Source organism: Dyadobacter psychrophilus (genome assembly GCF_900167945.1).
GTDB lineage: Bacteria > Bacteroidota > Bacteroidia > Cytophagales > Spirosomataceae > Dyadobacter > Dyadobacter psychrophilus.
Genome location: NZ_FUZA01000006.1, coordinates 191,331 through 208,475 on the forward strand (window position 1 = coordinate 191,331; position 17,145 = coordinate 208,475).

Genomic DNA, 17,145 nt, shown 5'->3' on the forward strand with positions numbered 1-17,145 from the left:
CTTCAATTTTATTTAGCAATACTTGAAACTGAAATTTCTATTTAATAACAGTGGTTGTGTCAAGCGGCGATTCTACTGGTCCTTTGTCTTTTTTACCAAAAACAGAAATGTTAATGTAACGTTTCGGATGTTCACGCAGGTTTGTCAAAAGCTTGTTAAGGCTTACCATTGTGCGGTCAATGTTGTTATAAAGCGTTTCGTCTTTAATAAGCTTTCCGGCGGTTCCTTTGCCCGATTCAACACTCGCCAGCAATGTGTGCAACTCTCCGATAGTCCTGTTTGCATTCTGGACCGTTTCCCCGAGCCGCAATGCATTCAGCGAATCTGCTAATGTGCCGGTTTTGGCGAGAAGCGGTTTCAATTCTTTCTCCGTTTCCACCAAAGAAGTGGAAAGTTTGTTCAAATTAGAGGTTAAGGCGACCAGATTCGTGCGGTTTTCATTCAGTAAACCCTGTAAATTGGTGCCTGTTTGATTATAATTTTTGAGAACCTGATTCAGAATCAGCCCTGTTTCCTTAAAGCCCATCACAACCACATCCAGATTTTTAATGAGCGAATCGGCATGATTAACCAAGGGTAAAGCCTGTTCCTGCAAAACAGCCGAAATACCCGCTTCCTTGCGAGAAATCAATGTATCACCTTCCTGCAACGCGGGCCCGGTGCCTACTGCCAGATTAATGACTTTTCCACCCAGCAAACCACCGTCGGCCAGGATAGCAGCCGTTCCGCCCGGAACGACAACTCCTTTTTGAACGTCGATGGTAACCAGTAACTGATTTTTCCGGCTCTGTAATAATTTGATTTCCTGCACGCGACCCACATTCAACCCATTCAGTAACACGGGATTGGACGCGGTAAGGCCGTCGATGTTGTCATAAACCACGTAATATTTATGGGTTCTGGAAAAAACGTCGGAGCCTTTTAGGATGTGAAAGCCGAAATATAACATGACGATAGCGACGACCGCCATGATTCCAACTTTTGTTTCTCTTGATATTTTCATGGGCTAATTAATTGAAATCGAAATTTAAGATATAACCTTACTTATCGGTCCATATCTTTTTTATAAGCCATAAATGCCTGGTGAATGGACTCGGCCACTTCCCTCTGGCCATCCTCGGATCCCAGATATCGCTCTTCATCGGGAGTGGATAAGAAGCCTGTTTCAATCAGCACGGCGGGCATAGCACATCTCCACAACACCAAAAACCCGGCTTGTTTCACGCCCCGGCTCTCGCGGTCAGACACGGATTGAAATTTTTTTTCGATCAGATCTGCCAGGCGGAGACTGCTGGAAATAAATGCACTCTGATAATTGGCAAGCATAATGTGCGCCAGCGGAGAATTGGGATCAAAGCCCTTGTATTTTTGCTTATAGTTGGTTTCCTGCAAAATAACAGAGTTTTCCCGCTTCGCAACGTCGAGGTTTCCTTGTGTTTTGTGCAAACCCATAACGAAAGTTTCAGTCCCTCTTACCGATCTGGAACTCGGCGTGGCATTGCAGTGGACAGAGATAAAAAGGTCTGCATTGTTGCGATTTGCAAAAGCGGAGCGCTCGCCTAACTCAATAAAAACGTCAGTTGACCTGGTATATAGTACTTTTACGTCAGGAGTTTCTTCTTTGATCATTCGCCCAAGTTCCAGAGCAACTGCTAACGCAACGTCTTTTTCCTTGGTAACACGCCCCCGGGTCCCAGGATCTTTTCCTCCATGGCCGGCATCAATTACGACCGTGTTAACTTTACTGGATTTTGCCGGAGCGGGATCATCTTGAATAACAAAAGCGAGACTTGCAAAAAGGGTGCTTGCGACAATTACTAATTTAAGAACTTTTAACATTATTTTTTAATTAGGGCGTTACTCGTTAGAGGTTTCTCTGCTAATTTTGAAATTCGTTATGCAAAAATACGCTATTTGTTAGAACTGAAAAGAAAGGCGATTATTATATCGTCAGTAGTTGCGGCGTTTCTTATATTCAGCACAGTGGCCTGTGTACAGCAACGCACCAAGAGGACCGGGAAAAATCAGGGCAAGCCGAACGTTACAACTTCTGCCAAACAGTCAGCGGATTCTCTTGTTGCTGCTAAAAAACAAGCTGGCATCGACACAACCGGTGCTGGGAAGAATGCTGCGTCCAAGAGTGGTTCGGTCACATTAGGCGATACTTCGCTCACTAATAAAGGATTAACAGACTCCACTGCGGTAGATTCGCTATCAAATCCCGACGATCTTCAAAACACCGTTCAATATACTGCGGAAGATTCAACGATTATGGACGCGGTGCTCAAACAGGTGCATTTGTACGGAAATGCCGAAGTTACGTATGGGACCATTAATCTGAAAGCCTCTTATATCCGCCTCAATTGGGTCACCAACGAGGTTTATGCTATCGGAACCACCGATCCTGCCGATTCCACTTCCAAAAAAACGGTGGGCGATCCGATATTTCAGGATGGGCCGGAAACTTACAACACCAAGGAAATCCGCTACAATTTCAAATCCAAAAAGGCTTTGATCCAGGGCATTGTAACGCAGGAAGGCGATGGTAACATTAGGGGTGAAAAGGTCAAGAAAGACGCTGAAGGGAATTTTTACATTCGCCATTCCATATATACAACCTGCAATCTGACGCACCCGCATTACTTCATTAATGCGCCGAAGATTAAGATGGTGAATAAAAAGCAGGTTATTTCCGGGCCTTTCAATTTGGTTATCAGTGATGTCCCGCTTCCAATTGCGCTTCCTTTCGGCTTTTTTCCTTTTCCAAAAAAGAAAGAAAATGGCACCTCGGGAATTCTCTTTCCTACATATGGAGAAGAACCTAATGGGCGTGGATTTTACCTGCGGGAAGGCGGTTATTATTTCGCGATCAGCGAATATATTAATGCATCAGTTACCGGCCAGATTTATTCAACAGGAAGCTGGGGATTGGGCGTTGCTTCCACTTATACCAGACGTTATCAATACAATGGTAATTTCGCTTTGCGCTTCAATAAAAATAAATCTAGCGATGAGGTTGACAGGGACCTGGGCCGGGGGCAAACCAATGATTTCAGCATTATCTGGTCCCACGCGCCGAGGCCGCGCGGAAACTCGCAATTTTCTGCGAATGTGAATGTTAGTAGTAACAGCTACAACCAGTTGCAGGAATTTGAAACCAACAAATATATCTCGAATGTGGCCAGTTCATCCGTGCAGTATAACCGCACTTTCGGACAATTTATGCGTGCCGCAGCGAGTTTACGGGTGAATCAGAACTTTGGACAGATTGATCCTGATCCTGCTGCTAATGGAAGAAAAAAGGACGGCAAAACGAACATATCAACGGATTTCAGCTTTGGCGTAAACCAGATCGCTCCCTTTGCGCTGAAAGGCGGACGCGGTAGATGGTATGAAAGCTTCCGTTTGGGACTTGATTTCAGTGGGAATTACGAATTGACCAACTCGCTGACCCCGATAGATACAAACTCTGCAAGTCTCGGTTTCTCAATCATTAACAATGTCGATCCTACGCGTCAGACGACAAAAATCGTCCCATTTAACCTCAACAACCTTCCTGAAATGTTGAAGGACGCGCAGTTTACAGGCCGTTACAGCTTGCCCATTTCGCTTCCCAACTTTAAGGTTCTAAGGTTTGTGAATGTTACGCCGAGCCTTTCGTTACAGGGTGAAGTTTTTACCAAACAATATGCGTATTCAGTTGAAAAAAACCAGGTCCGGATTGATACATTAAGGCAGGCCGGAACAGAATATTCTTACAATTTCGGTGCGGGCGTGAACACCCGTTTTTACGGGACATTCTTCGTCAAAGGCAAGCGGCTTGAAGCGATCCGGCATACTGTTATTCCTTCATTATCATTTACTTACACGCCGGATTTTACGGGTGATGCTTTTGGTTTTTATCAAAAAGTGAACATTAAAAACCGGGGATTGGACGAAGAATATTCGTTATCGCGGTTCAGAGGTGTAGGGACAGGCGTAAGCAACGGGCGCGCTTCGAGTGTCATTTCTTTTAGTTTGAACAACTCATTTGAAATGAAACTTAAAACCAAAAGTGACACTGCTGCACAGCAATTTGAGAAAGTGTCGTTGCTGGATAACCTGAGTTTGGGAGGAAATTATAACCTGCTGGCCGACTCGCTCAACTTGTCCAACATTACGGTGAATGCTAACGCGCGGATTGGAAAAAACCTGAATCTGAACTTCAATATGAACCTGGATCCTTATGCATATGAGGCAAATCCACGGATTTTAAGCAATCAGGTTGGGACTAAAGTTAACAAATATGCCATTACACAAGGACAAGGATTGGCAAATCTGCAAAATCTGGGCTTCACAGTTGGAACGAGCTTTGCGCCGAAAAGCTCGGATAAAACCAAACCGGTTACACCTGCAGCAAACGGAAACCCGACAGTTACCGAGGAGCAGCGCGAATTCATCGCCCAGAATCCAGAATTGTATGTGGATTTTAATATCCCCTGGAATGTTTCTTTGAACTATAACTTTGGCTTAACCAAACCCGGACTTTCGAAAGCGCAGCTTATCCAGGCTGTTCAGGTGACGGGTGACCTGAGCTTATCCAAGAATTTCAAAGTGAGTGTGAACACAGGTTTTGATTTTACCGCCTTTGAACCTACAATCACTTCCCTAACTCTTTACCGCGACCTGCATTGCTGGGACATGAGTTTCAGCTGGACGCCCTTTGCCGGAAGCGCCTCCCGGGTGAGCAATTATAACTTTACATTAAAAGTAAAATCAAGCATTCTGCAGGATTTGAAAGTGACGCGTCGCCGCTCATTCTACGACAGATCTGCTTATTAACATTGCGGTAAGGGCATAAAAAAATGGCCGCCCACTCAGGACCGCCATTTTCACCAAATACCGTCTCGGATTATTTGGAAGATTTTGCTGCTGCTTTCGGAACCACTTCACCGTTCAGGTACAAAGTAATTGAACCTCCTTCGGTGTTACTGAAAACCGTTACAGGCTTGTTAAAAGGACCTGCCGCAGCTGCATTGAATGTTGCTTTTACAGAACCCGTTTTACCTGGAAGTACCGGCTCTTTTGACCAAACTGGTGTTGTACATCCGCAAGACACAGTTACATTAGAAAGTACAACCGGATCAGATCCTGTGTTAGTAAACACGAATTCATGCGTTACAGGCGTTCCTTGTGGCACTTTACCAAATTTGTGCGTTTCTTCTTTGAATTTCAACACACCTTTTTGCGCAAAACTAACGGTGGACAAGCCTACCAATAAAACCAGCGCGGAAAAAAATACTTTCATGATACTAACTATACATTTAGTGGTGAAAAAAGTAACTAGCAAACAAGATTAAGTTATAAAAGTTAAATTTAATAATCATTAACCAATATTAACAATGCCCTCGAAAGTTATACGTGCCACTGCGGTGTTTATTATTTTCCTGCATAATTTTGGCTTGCATTCAAAAAAACGTAATTTAACTACGGATTCATTCCAAGTAAATTTTGCTTATGCTTCAAAATGATAGTTTGACCGGTTCCAGTGTGTTGAGTAAGGAGAGTATCACCAAAGATTATCGCCTTGCTTGCGAAAGTCGTCAGGTGAGTTTGCTGGGAAGGAAGGATACCATGGGCGGCCGTTCTAAATTTGGCATTTTCGGAGATGGTAAAGAGGTAGCGCAGATCGCATTGTCGAGAGCATTTAAGCTAGGAGATTTTCGCTCCGGATATTACCGGGACCAGACGATTGAAGCCGCTGTCGGTAACATTACCTGGCAACAATTTTTTGCGCAAATGTACGCCCACGCGGATCTCGAACACGAGCCAAGTACGGGCGGGAGATCCATGAACGGACATTTCTCCACCCGGTGGCTGGATGAAAACGGTCAGTGGCTGGATCAGACAAAACTTTATAATTCGGTTTGTGACATATCTTCTACGGCCGGGCAAATCCCCAGGGCTGTCGGCCTTGCCTATGCTTCAAAATTATTCCGGGAAAACCCGGATCTACACCATCTGACGAATTTTACACGGCAGGGAAATGAGATTGTTTTTGCAACGATTGGCGACGCGTCCACCTCTCAGGGCATGTTCCTGGAAGCGATGAATGCGGCCGGAGTTTTGCAAATTCCACTGCTGACGTCCGTTTGGGACGATGGTTATGGCATCTCCGTTCCTGTTGAATATCAGACTACAAAATCAAGTATTTCCAAGGCGCTGGCAGGTTTGCAACGCAATGAGGAAGAGCTTGGATTAGAAATATTTACAGTAAAAGGCTGGGACTATCCGGCTATTATTGAGACTTACCAAAGGGCTGCGAAGCTTTGCAGAGAAGAGCATGTTCCCGTTTTAATCCATGTTACTGAGCTTACGCAACCTCAGGGCCATTCCACTTCCGGGTCGCATGAGCGATACAAATCGAAGCAGCGATTGAAATGGGAAAACGATCGCGATTGCAATCTACGATTTCGCAACTGGATCCTGCAAAACGGCTACGCAACGGACGAGGAGCTCGAACAAATAGAGGTTGAGGCCAAAGAAACTGCCCATAATGCGCGTAACCTGGCTTGGCAGGCTTACCGCAAGGAACTCGATAAGGAATATCTCGAAACGATCCAACTCTTGCAGGACGCCATGCGGTCGAGTTCGCATTCCAACGAACTGAGCAATATTATCCTGGAACTCTCTAAAACTTATCTCCCGGTAAGAAGGGATATGGTTTCCAGCGTTCGAAAAGCTTTGCGACTGCTCGGAAGAGAAGATAATCCAATGAAAGATGCGCTGAAAGCATCGCTTCAAAGTAGCCTGAAAGACAACGCTCTGCGTTTTAGCACCCATCTTTACAGCGAATCTGCCGAATCTCCTTTAAATGTTGCAGAAGTAAAGCCTGTATTTACAGAAGACAGCCCAACCGTGGATGGCCGGGAAATTATTCGTTCGTATTTCAATGCACTTTTCGAAAGAGATCCTCGTGTAGTGACGTTGGGCGAAGACGTTGGTTTCATCGGTGACGTAAATCAGGGACTAGCAGGTTTGCAGGAGAAATTTGGTGAATTAAGAATTACAGACACGGGAATCCGGGAGACGACGATCGTGGGACAGGGCATCGGGATGTCCATGCGGGGATTAAGGCCGATCGTAGAAATCCAGTATTTTGATTATATCTACTATGCGCTGGCAACGCTTACGGACGATCTGGCAACATTACATTATAGAACTGCCGGTGGACAAAAAGCACCCTTAATCATTCGTACGCGCGGGCACAGGCTCGAAGGAATCTGGCATTCCGGTTCTCCGATGGGCACTATGTTGAGCAGCCTTCGCGGGATCCATGTTATTGTACCACGAAATTTTGTGCAAGCCGCCGGATTTTACAATACATTAATGAAAGGCGACGACCCCGCTTTAATCGTTGAGCCGCTTAATTCTTACCGCCAAAAAGAAATTTTACCAAACAATATCGGCGAAATCTGCGTCCCACTGGGTGAACCTGAAATAATTCGTGAAGGAAATGACATTACCATTGTGACCTATGGCTCCATGTGCCGTATAGTAATGGAAGCCGCAGCTCAATTGCAAAAATCAGGCATAGAAGCAGAGGTTATTGATGTGCAGACTTTGTTGCCTTTTGATATTAACAGCCGCATTGCCGAATCTGTTAAAAAAACCAACAGGGTTATTTTCGCTGACGAGGATTTGCCGGGAAGCGCTTCTGCTTATATGATGCAGCAGGTGGTGGAAAAGCAAAATGTTTATCGCTGGCTGGATTCTGCGCCCATAACCGTTTCGGCGAAAGATCACCGTCCTCCATACGGATCGGATGGCGATTATTTCTCTAAACCAAACGCAGATGACATTTTCGAAGCAGCCTACCGAATCATGCGAGAAGCCAACCCGGAACATTACCCGGAGCTTTTCTGACATTGTTAATGCTGTTTATTTCAAAATAGGAAAAAGAGTTTTAGATATATTTTTAGCGGCGACCGGACTAATCATCCTGTCGCCGCTTTTTGTTTTAATCTCTTTATTGATTTGGCTGGAAGCCAAAGGTAATGTGTTGTTCATTCAGTTGAGGCCTGGATTGAATGGGAAGGTTTTTGTTTTGATCAAATTCCGCACATTAACTGACGTTCAGGCTACACCAAGCACAAAGACACATGGCATGTCGCCATTCGGCAAATTCCTCCGCAGAACTTCACTGGACGAAATCCCGCAGCTTTGGAATGTTTTGAAAGGCGATATGAGCCTCGTAGGACCAAGACCGCTGCTTCCTGAGTATCTCGAACTGTACAATGCTGAACAACGCATGCGTCACGATGTTATGCCCGGCATCACAGGCTGGGCGCAGGTTAACGGACGCACCGCGATCGCTTGGGAAAAGAAATTTGAACTGGATGTCTGGTATGTAAAGAACAAATCTTTCAGACTGGATATGCAGATCTTGTATTTGACCTTCATAATGATATTCAAAAAACCAGGGAAACAAACACATGCCTCATTCGAAAAATTTAAGGGTTTATAAAAACATCATATTTCACACACATTTCAACAATTTATGCTCATATACGGTGCAGGCGGTCACGCCAAGGTTATTATTAGTTTACTGAGGAATTCAGGCACTTCTGTAAAAGCGATTTTTGATGATGATCCAGCAAAAAGGACATTTGAAGAAATCTCAGTTACAGGTTCCTACGATCCCGATTTGCATGTTCATGAAACATTGATCCTGGCAATAGGCGACAATGCTAAGCGCGCGCAGCTGGCCGCAAAAATCGTTCACCGCTTCGAAAACGTATTTCATTATTCCTCTCTGATTGACCGCGATGTTCGCTTCGGCTTGGGAAATGTGATCCTGCACTGCGCTGTTATTCAAACCGATGCGATCATTGGTAATCATTGCATTATTAACACGAGCGCAATAATCGAACATGAATGTAAAATTTCAGATTTTGTCCACATCGCTCCCGGCTCGGTGCTTTGCGGCAATGTTACGGTTGGCGAATGCACGCTGATCGGCGCAGGAAGCGTCGTCGTTCCCAATGTTGTCATTGGAAAAAATTGTCTGATCGGCGCGGGAAGCGTCGTCACGAAAAATATCCCCGACGGGGTCATTGTCCGCGGAAATCCTGCACGAATCATTACACAAACACACTATGGAAAAGAAAATCTGGCTCTCGCCACCGCATATGGGCGGCACGGAAATGACTTACATTCAGCAGGCATTTGAAACAAACTGGATCGCGCCTATTGGTGCCAATGTTGCTGCTTTCGAGAAGCAGATTGAAGAGTTTATCGGTTTTGGACATGTTGCAGCATTGTCATCGGGGACCGCGGCGTTGCATCTTGCACTGATCATGCTCGGTGTTGGGAAAGGCGACGTCGTGATTTGCCAGTCTCTCACATTTGCAGCTAGCGCCAATCCGATTATTTACCAAGGCGGCATTCCCATTTTTGTCGATAGTGAGCCAGTCACCTGGAATATTTGTCCGGATGCATTGGAACATGCCATCCGGCATTGTTTCAATAAAGGAAAAAGGCCCAAGGCCATCATTATCGTGCATCTGTACGGAATGCCCGCGCGTATGGATGAAATTCTTGCGTTATGCAATCGCTATGACATTCCACTGATAGAAGACGCTGCCGAGGCGCTTGGCTCCGAATACAATGGTCAAAAAGCCGGTTCATTTGGCGCGTTCGGTATATTCTCTTTTAATGGCAATAAGATCATCACGACATCGGGAGGCGGAGCGCTTTGGTCTGCCGATCGCAAGCTCATTGAAAAAACGAAGTTTCTGGCTGCCCAGGCAAGAGATCCCGCACCGTATTACGAGCATTCGGCAACGGGTTATAATTATGGCCTAAGCAATATTTGTGCGGGAATAGGAAGAGGGCAAATGCAGGTTTTAGAAACACGAATCGCCCAGAGAAGGGCTATCTATGATTTTTATCAAAAAGCATTACAAAATTTACCGGGACTAAGCTTTCAAAACGAGTTTGCGGAATGCTTCTCGAATCGTTGGCTAACTGCTTTATCAATCGATTTTCAACAATCAGAAATTTCGCCACAAATGCTGATTGCGGAGTTAGAAAGCAGGAACATTGAATCCAGGCACTTGTGGAAGCCAATGCACTTACAGCCTGTTTTTAAGGACGCTCTTTACTTTGGTGGCACCGTGGCTGAGCAATTGTTTCAAACGGGAATTTGTTTGCCCTCTGGTTCAAGCCTGTTACCGGGGGATCTGGAACGGGTTAGAGGCGCGATTAGTAACCTTTTTACATAAAAAATGTCCGCGAACAGGCTTCGCGGACATTCCGTAATTAACTGATATTATTATGGTTGCAGAACCTCAATTTCGAATTGCAAAGGTGTATAAGGCAAAATCGTATTGAATCCGGTTTTCCCATAGCCAAGAGCAGAAGGGAAAATGATAATCGCTTTTTCTTTAAAACGCAGTTTGCGGAGCGCCCGGTCAAATCCCGGGATTGTTCCAGCCGATCCGGTCGTGAAACTGCTCGTTCTTTCATCAAATTTTGTGTCATCGAGTAATCTGCCAACGTATTTGACACTCACCGCTCTTCCAACAGGTATCGTATCGCCGGTTACGGTATTTGTCCGGATGATCACGAGGTTATCAGAAGTTCTTTCAATGTTTGCGGGTTTATAACCTTTCGCTGCAATAAAATCATCAATTTGCTGCGACTCAGAGCGGGTTTTGATAAATTCAACTTCCAGACGGATCGGTGAATAGGCCGGGATATTTACTTTATCCACATTTCCGGAAGCCAGATAAAATGGCAAAAAGAATGTTGTTTTTTCGCCTGTTCTCATCAAAAATATGCCTCGTTCTATGCCACCCCAATATTGGTAACCCTCAACCGGAAAAGTAAATGTTGTTTTGCTGTCCACCGTGGATGACACAACCTTGGTTCCGTCGAGCAGGTAACCTGTGTATTTGATCGTTGCCGCATCGCCTCTTTTTGCTAACACGCCATTTGGATTGGCGACCCGGGTGATATAGTATAGTCCCGAGCTGTCTCTGATGGCTTTTGAACCTGAGCTGTCCGTTTTAAGATAGTTCTCGATAGCAACTTCGTTCTCTTTTACTTTCGCAGTATCATCCGTATTGTCCGAATCCATACAACCCGACAAACCGATAAGCAGGGCAAATACGATGATCAATGATAAATTAATTCGCTTCATTTCTTTTCCTTCTTCTTTAAATTAGTGGGAACTGTTGTTTTTAGACAGAGATGCTTGTAACCTTGAAATGGTTGTAATCAGGAATGAAAAAGAGGAACATTCACATTCTTTTCAAAATATCTACAACTCGGCGACAGCGGGCATTCCAGACATTTGGGATTGCGTGCAAGACAAATGTAACGGCCATGCAGAATGAGCCAGTGATGCGCTTTGTGAACGAGATTTCTGGGAATGTATTTCAAAAGTGCTTTTTCTACTGCTAATGGCGTGGTTGCAGTAAGCGGAACAAGTCCGATTCGCCTTGAAACACGAAAGACATGGGTATCAACAGCCATTGCAGGCTGATTGAAAATGACAGAAGCGATCACATTCGCCGTCTTTCTCCCTACGCCCGGCAACTTTTGTAAGTCTTCGATCGAAGCAGGAACTTCCGAATTGAACTGCCCAACAAGCATTCTTCCCATCCCAACCAAATGTTTTGCTTTGTTATTGGGGTAAGAAATGGAGCGGATGTACGTAAAAACTTCTTCAACATTAGACGCAGCCAATGCCTGCGGGTCGGGAAACCGCTCAAAAAGTGCAGGCGTGACCATATTCACGCGCTTGTCTGTGCATTGCGCAGAAAGGGCTACGGCAACGAGCAACTCGTATGGACTTCCGTAATGCAGCTCGGTCTCAGGTTCAGGAAAGTTATTGGTAAAATAATCAAGGAAGAACTTGAATCGGTCTTTTCTAAGCATACAGAAATCCTGGCCGCAAATGCATGCGGTCGGTTACAGATTGGAATAAAAAAAGACCCACCTCTTAAAATGAAAGAGCGGTGGGTCTTTTTTGTGAAAACTGTTGAGAATATTTGAAGACTTTTGAAACCGTGAGATCCGAAGGGGTCCGAACGATTTTGTCCATCTGGCTCTGAATATCGAGTGAGTCCAGATAAAAGCTCATCAAATCATTGTCAAGCGCTAGCGCCTCAACAATCAGGTCATTTTCAGTCTCTGTTGTTTCGGCATATAAATACCTTACAACGTCATCGTAGGTAAAAGTTTTTGTCATACTGTGGGGCACGTTGGTTGAATTGCTTACGCAAGTTTATCAACGCGTAACGCATCCTGCCCAATGCCGTATTAATACTCACTCCTGTCGCATCCGCAATTTCCTGAAAGCTCATGTCCTCGTAGTGGCGCATGATCAAAACTTGCTTCTGAACATCAGGTAACCGCTGGATCATCTCCCGCAGTTGCTCATGTGTTTCCTGCCGAATCTGGATTGACTCTACGGAATCTTCCGAAAAATCCAGCGTATTGAAAACACTGCTTCCATCTTCAAATACTACATTGGGGTAGCGTTTATCGCGTCTGAAATAATCAATGGCGAGGTTGTGTGCGATACGTATAATCCATGGCAGGAATTTGCCCTCATCATTATATCTACCACCTTTTATCGTGTCAACGGCCTTAATAAATGTATCCTGTAATAAATCTTCGGCTACATACTGGTCCTTAACAATTAGATAAATAGTGGTGTATATTCTTGATTTGTGGCGCTGAACAAGCTTTTCAAATGCCTTTTCATTACCGCGGATATACAATGTTACCAACTCACTGTCGCTAACTTGGACTTTCTCCATTTTTACTATTCGATTTAGTTAACGTAGAGCGGTTCGTCGATATTGTTTCTCCTTTCTGTTTAGTGAAATAATGAACTGTCTTTTCTGTATTTTGAATTATACATATCAAAGAAATGGATTTGAAAAATAATTTGCAAATCTTTAGGTTTCTTTTTTTTGTAAAATAAATTTCATTAACAACTGTTAACAACAAACCCTTCATTTGAAGAATATACGCGTGCTGACCAGGCACCGTGTTCTTATTGCAATAATTAATAGAACTTATCGAATGACTTACGTTACCGATATGGTGTTTGGATCACTTCTTATTTTTTATTTATGATTTTTACCGAATAAAAATTAAATTTCACTTTTCTAATAAAATTTGAATTTTTACCAGATATGAAATACCGGCATCTTTTCTTCGATCTGGACCATACACTTTGGGATTTTGAAAAAAATTCTTCCGAATCTCTGGAAGAAATTTTTCACACGCTTACCCTGATTCAGTACGGCGTATCGTCTCTGGACTCGTTTATCCAGTCTTTTTTGAAAATAAATACCGCATTATGGGACGCCTTTGACCGTGGGAAGGTGCACCATACCTATATACGCGAGAACAGGTTCAAGATGGTTTTTGAAGAACTTGGTGCGCAGCTGCCACCCAACCACTCGGAAATTGGCGAAGCCTACCTGCGCACACTTCCTGATAAAAAACATTTACTGGAAGGAGCACTTGATCTGCTCAACTACGCAAACTCCGCTGGCTATGCCATGCACATCATTACCAACGGTTTCAACGAAATCCAGGCGAGAAAGATAGCAAGCTCGGAAATCGGCCATTTTTTTGAAAACATCATCACTTTCGAGACCGCGAATGCGAAAAAGCCGGATCCTAAAATTTTCGCATATGCGCTTGAGACCGCGCGGGCTGTGCCTTCGGAAAGCATTATGATCGGGGACAACTGGATCGCGGACATTATGGGCGCGAAACAATTTGGAATAGACACGGCTTACTACAATCCTGCCGGACTGCGGTTTGATGAAAGCCCTACATATGATATCAGGCGCCTGGAAGAGTTGATGCTGATTCTCTAAACTTCTTCTTCGTAAAAAGTCACTTTCTTTTCACGCAAAAACTGCTTGATAACGTCCACATGCACGCATTGGCCTACATTGAGGAACGGATAATTTGAGACACGTTTCCGGTGACCTTCGGTGATCACTTCCCTGTTGACCTGATCAAAGCCCAGATGCAGGTGGCGCGTTGAGCTTTGCATGCCGTAAATAATCCCGTTTTTATCAAAAAGCGGCCCTCCGCTTTGTCCTCGTAAACCAGGCGTGCTCATTTCAATGCCAACCACACCGTTGCTTTCGCCAATGTGACGTGTAATAATGCCATCTATCGGAAAGCTGGGCGTGTTAATGCGGCCTGTGTTGAGCCACTCAATGTCACCTGTATTTTTGTTGTACTGATAATTTGTGAATTCTGGAAAAGGATAACCCAGGCGGCAAAGATATCTTCCCTGCTTTACCTGCCTGGAATCTTTCAAAAAACGCGCATAACCTTGATATTGCTTACTTTCAAATTCCCGGAAATGAATGATGGCGAGATCCTGGGTCGGGTGCAGATGGATCGCCATGCCTTTATAGGCTGTTACACAATTGATGAAATTGAAAAGTATCCTGATTGGATTGTCGCCATTGATCCTGTATTTATTTTCTAAAAAACCACGTTGCGTTTCAAAGCCGGGATCTTTTTCGAACTTCCTTAGCTCACTTTTGAATTTCAGGAAATTTTCATAAATGGAGCTTGCATATAAGATCTGCTGGGCAACGTGCCGGCAGGTGATAGCAAAGCCATTTTCATTTACAAAAAACAATGTAGCAGTGCCCGGCACGATGTCGCTGCCGGTGTAATAACGCAGTATAAAGTGAATGGGACGGGTGTACTGATCTACTTTTTCAATAGCTTCAACAAACATAGGGGCTGCAGGCGAGCGGTTTACTTAGTAATAGGGACCAATGCTTCTGTCTGGTCCCAACTCAAAATCATGTTTACACCGCCCGGTATATCTTCAAAGTAGATTGTAAATAATTCTTGCACAGTGGGCCGGATGCGAATAGGCACTTCCACATTCAGAATATCTTTGCCATCATTGTATTCGGTACCCCATTGACCGATCTCTGAATTCAAAATAATTTTCCAGGTGCTTTGTTCAGGGACTGAATAAAGGGAATAAGTGCCTGCCTTAACCGGTTTTCCGCCGATTGACAAACCTTCGCCAAGTTCGATAAGTGTGGCCTCATTAGCTCCCGTCCGCCAGACCTTTCCGTAGGGTGAAAGCGCTTTATCCTGCTCTCGTCCGAAAAGCAACCTTCCTTTTTTGCCCGGCTTACTATATGTGACTTTTACATGCACACCATTATTTGTCGTCTCGGCCACAGCTTCCGGGCTGAAAGATTTGGTATACTTTCTCATGCCAAAAAATCCGGCTAAACCAACAACAACCAAGACAGCAACAATAAGGAGAACTCTTTTCATAGGATCAGGGGCAAACGATTTTGTAAAATGTGTATGTGACAGATAGTCTCAAATAATAGTAATTGTCCTTTAAAGACGGATCGCCTTGCTGCAATTTATCCGTGTTCACCGCATCGCCCCCCAAATTATCAAGATAATCGGAATAGGTTTTTCGGGCGCCATATTCAATGCCAATGTTCCAGGGACGGCGCACCTGATACTTAATTCCTACCCCGTAAGGAAGAATAAATGTACTTGTCTTGTAATTACCAACCTGCGGACTAGGATTGAATGTGGAATAACCAATTCCGCCAAAAAGATAAGGACTCCAGTTCACGGCAAAACGGCGCTCCTGAAAATTAAGGAAATTATACTCCGCTACGGCGCTTCCCTCAAAGATGCGGGACGTAAAGGACATATTTCTCGCTCGTTGAAACGGGTCTTTACTATGCTTGTCATCAGCACCGATAATGCCCCCCATCAACTCAGCCCGGAGGGAAACTGCCTGGTTCGGGTTATAGCGAAAAAAAACGCTCCCTGCTGGTTTGAAAAACCGAAGCCTGAGCGATGGCGAAATGTCGCCTTTGTAATTTAAACCCCCTAACCCTGCTCCTATCTCGATTTTCTGCGCGCGGGCCTCATTTCCGATTGCCACAAAAAAATAAATACCTGCCGCCAGATTTAGCAGCAAGTATTTAGCATTTATAAATTTCAAAGAAGACTTCAATGGATGCCTTAGTTATTTTAATGGAGGACATTTGATCTGGGATGGCAACATATAATTGATATGGATCATACCAAATAAATAGTTGTCCGTATAGCTAGGGCTGTTTCCCCGGTCGGTTCCAGGAGCTCCGAATCCTGTGGTTGGTATCGCTGCCAAAGGATCATTTGTTTCAAGACTATAATTAACAACCAGGAACTTCTTCAATGCCTCTGTCCTGTCAGCGCCCTTTCTGGCTGCATAACGCTCGGTTGTTCTGTTGCTTAAAGCCAGCGCGGTTGGATTATCCGCGAACAGTGCCGGATCTGCATAAGCACCATGTGCATCATCCAGGTAATCGGTAAATGTCTTGCGGAAACCTAGCTCGGCGGAAATATCCAGCTTTGAATTGATCTTGTAACGAACGCCGATTCCGATGGGTATAGCGAATTGCACCAGTGAATATGGTTTAGCATAACCTTCATTTCCCTGGCCTTCTGTTCCAAGCGGTTGCAGTTTAATCCAGTCACCATTCAAGGAATCGAGCGCCTTGGGATTGTGCGCCGTAAGTGCTATCCCTGCAAATAAATAGGTGCCGAACTGCGGCCTTCTGTCGTAACTCCTGTTATCCGGGGTGAGTTTAAAAATCCCCTGCACAGAGAACTCTTTCAAATCGTTTCTGAAATGTAGGTTTCTCGCATAAAAAATGTTTGATTCGTGCTTCTCGCTGCGATTCATAATGTAGTCATCACCCGCAATCCGTGCATAAATAAAGCTTGCTCTGGCAGCCAGACGCGGGGTGAAATGGCGTGTGTAATTGCCTCCGATGCTCCACCGCATCATCTTAAAAGTGGAAGCAAGTGGCCTTCTGTAAGGTGCGAAATCTCCAAAATAGCTAGAAGTTCCGAGCCCAAATCCCGCTGTCGAATATGGAACAAAAATGCCCCTGCTTTGCGCCTGGACGTCCTCATTCATAAACAAAAGCCCAAAAGTCAAGATGAATACCAACGCTCCGGAAACTTTTTTTAATTCAGATTTTCTACGCATTTGTGAGATCAATTTTTTGCAAAAATAGAACAGTTGTTGGTTTTATTCAGGGTATATCACCATTTCAACGTATTTCCCAT

17 protein-coding genes are annotated in these 17,145 nt (G+C 44.5%); 6 read left to right on the top strand and 11 right to left on the bottom strand.

Annotation, left to right across the window (positions count from 1 at the left end; translation table 11 throughout):
• Nucleotides 1–37 precede the first annotated feature (37 nt).
• Nucleotides 38–1,003 (bottom strand): MlaD family protein, encoded by a 966-nt coding sequence (locus tag B5X68_RS20835; protein ID WP_082216705.1) that lies wholly within the window; start codon nt 1,001–1,003, stop codon nt 38–40.
• 41 nt (nt 1,004–1,044) lie between these two features.
• Nucleotides 1,045–1,839, bottom strand: coding sequence for an N-acetylmuramoyl-L-alanine amidase family protein (locus B5X68_RS20840; protein ID WP_082216706.1), 795 nt, complete (start codon nt 1,837–1,839; stop codon nt 1,045–1,047).
• Between the two features lie 75 nt (nt 1,840–1,914).
• Between B5X68_RS20840 and B5X68_RS20845 the strand changes: the two genes are divergently transcribed.
• Nucleotides 1,915–4,821 carry a putative LPS assembly protein LptD gene (locus tag B5X68_RS20845; protein WP_082216707.1) on the top strand — a complete coding sequence of 969 codons (2,907 nt, stop codon included), beginning with the start codon at nt 1,915–1,917 and terminating at the stop codon, nt 4,819–4,821.
• A gap of 70 nt (nt 4,822–4,891) precedes the next feature.
• Here B5X68_RS20845 and B5X68_RS20850 read toward each other — a convergent pair whose 3' ends face one another.
• Nucleotides 4,892–5,287 (bottom strand): DUF1573 domain-containing protein, encoded by a 396-nt coding sequence (locus B5X68_RS20850; RefSeq protein ID WP_082216708.1) that lies wholly within the window; start codon nt 5,285–5,287, stop codon nt 4,892–4,894.
• Nucleotides 5,288–5,496: 209 nt separating this feature from the next.
• Here B5X68_RS20850 and B5X68_RS20855 point away from each other — a divergent pair, with 209 nt between their 5' ends.
• Genes B5X68_RS20855 through B5X68_RS20870 form a run of 4 tightly spaced genes read left to right on the top strand, consistent with a single transcriptional unit; the run spans nt 5,497 to nt 10,265 of the window.
• Complete coding sequence (locus B5X68_RS20855; RefSeq protein WP_082216709.1) at nt 5,497–7,905, top strand: alpha-ketoacid dehydrogenase subunit alpha/beta; 2,409 nt, start codon at nt 5,497–5,499, stop codon at nt 7,903–7,905.
• Nucleotides 7,835–8,506 (top strand): sugar transferase, encoded by a 672-nt coding sequence (locus B5X68_RS20860; RefSeq protein WP_082216710.1) that lies wholly within the window; start codon nt 7,835–7,837, stop codon nt 8,504–8,506. The genes B5X68_RS20855 and B5X68_RS20860 overlap by 71 nt, the downstream gene beginning before the upstream one ends.
• Before the next feature lie 33 nt (nt 8,507–8,539).
• A complete protein-coding gene (locus B5X68_RS20865; RefSeq protein WP_082216886.1) occupies nt 8,540–9,211 on the top strand; it encodes an acetyltransferase in 672 nt (223 codons plus the stop codon).
• A complete protein-coding gene (locus B5X68_RS20870) occupies nt 9,138–10,265 on the top strand; it encodes a DegT/DnrJ/EryC1/StrS family aminotransferase (protein ID WP_082216711.1) in 1,128 nt (375 codons plus the stop codon). Before B5X68_RS20865 ends, B5X68_RS20870 begins: the two co-directional genes overlap by 74 nt.
• A 50-nt stretch (nt 10,266–10,315) precedes the next feature.
• Here B5X68_RS20870 and B5X68_RS20875 read toward each other — a convergent pair whose 3' ends face one another.
• The 4 genes from B5X68_RS20875 to B5X68_RS20890 all read right to left on the bottom strand — a co-directional run bounded on the left by B5X68_RS20875 (nt 10,316) and on the right by B5X68_RS20890 (nt 12,812).
• Nucleotides 10,316–11,185, bottom strand: coding sequence for an FKBP-type peptidyl-prolyl cis-trans isomerase (locus B5X68_RS20875; RefSeq protein WP_082216712.1), 870 nt, complete (start codon nt 11,183–11,185; stop codon nt 10,316–10,318).
• 77 nt (nt 11,186–11,262) lie between these two features.
• A complete protein-coding gene (gene nth, locus B5X68_RS20880) occupies nt 11,263–11,925 on the bottom strand; it encodes an endonuclease III (protein WP_082216713.1) in 663 nt (220 codons plus the stop codon).
• A gap of 64 nt (nt 11,926–11,989) precedes the next feature.
• A complete protein-coding gene (locus B5X68_RS20885) occupies nt 11,990–12,238 on the bottom strand; it encodes a hypothetical protein (protein WP_082216714.1) in 249 nt (82 codons plus the stop codon).
• Nucleotides 12,213–12,812: an RNA polymerase sigma factor gene (locus tag B5X68_RS20890; RefSeq protein WP_026632052.1), complete on the bottom strand. Its 600-nt coding sequence runs from the start codon at nt 12,810–12,812 to the stop codon at nt 12,213–12,215. Before B5X68_RS20890 ends, B5X68_RS20885 begins: the two co-directional genes overlap by 26 nt.
• A gap of 381 nt (nt 12,813–13,193) precedes the next feature.
• Between B5X68_RS20890 and B5X68_RS20895 the strand changes: the two genes are divergently transcribed.
• Entirely contained in the window at nt 13,194–13,889 is a 696-nt protein-coding gene (locus tag B5X68_RS20895) for a YjjG family noncanonical pyrimidine nucleotidase (protein ID WP_082216715.1), read from the top strand.
• Here the strand turns inward: B5X68_RS20895 and B5X68_RS20900 are convergent.
• The 4 genes from B5X68_RS20900 to B5X68_RS20915 are packed head-to-tail and all read right to left on the bottom strand — an operon-like array spanning nt 13,886 to nt 17,065.
• Nucleotides 13,886–14,776, bottom strand: a complete 891-nt coding sequence (locus B5X68_RS20900; protein WP_082216716.1) for a trypsin-like peptidase domain-containing protein — start codon at nt 14,774–14,776, stop codon at nt 13,886–13,888. The genes B5X68_RS20895 and B5X68_RS20900 overlap by 4 nt on opposite strands.
• A 20-nt stretch (nt 14,777–14,796) precedes the next feature.
• A complete protein-coding gene (locus B5X68_RS20905) occupies nt 14,797–15,336 on the bottom strand; it encodes a DUF2911 domain-containing protein (protein ID WP_082216717.1) in 540 nt (179 codons plus the stop codon).
• Between the two features lie 4 nt (nt 15,337–15,340).
• On the bottom strand, nt 15,341–16,006 hold the full coding sequence (gene porG / locus B5X68_RS20910) for a type IX secretion system protein PorG (protein WP_229208508.1): 666 nt from the start codon (nt 16,004–16,006) through the stop codon (nt 15,341–15,343).
• Between the two features lie 48 nt (nt 16,007–16,054).
• On the bottom strand, nt 16,055–17,065 hold the full coding sequence (locus B5X68_RS20915; protein ID WP_082216718.1) for a hypothetical protein: 1,011 nt from the start codon (nt 17,063–17,065) through the stop codon (nt 16,055–16,057).
• Nucleotides 17,066–17,145 lie beyond the last annotated feature (80 nt).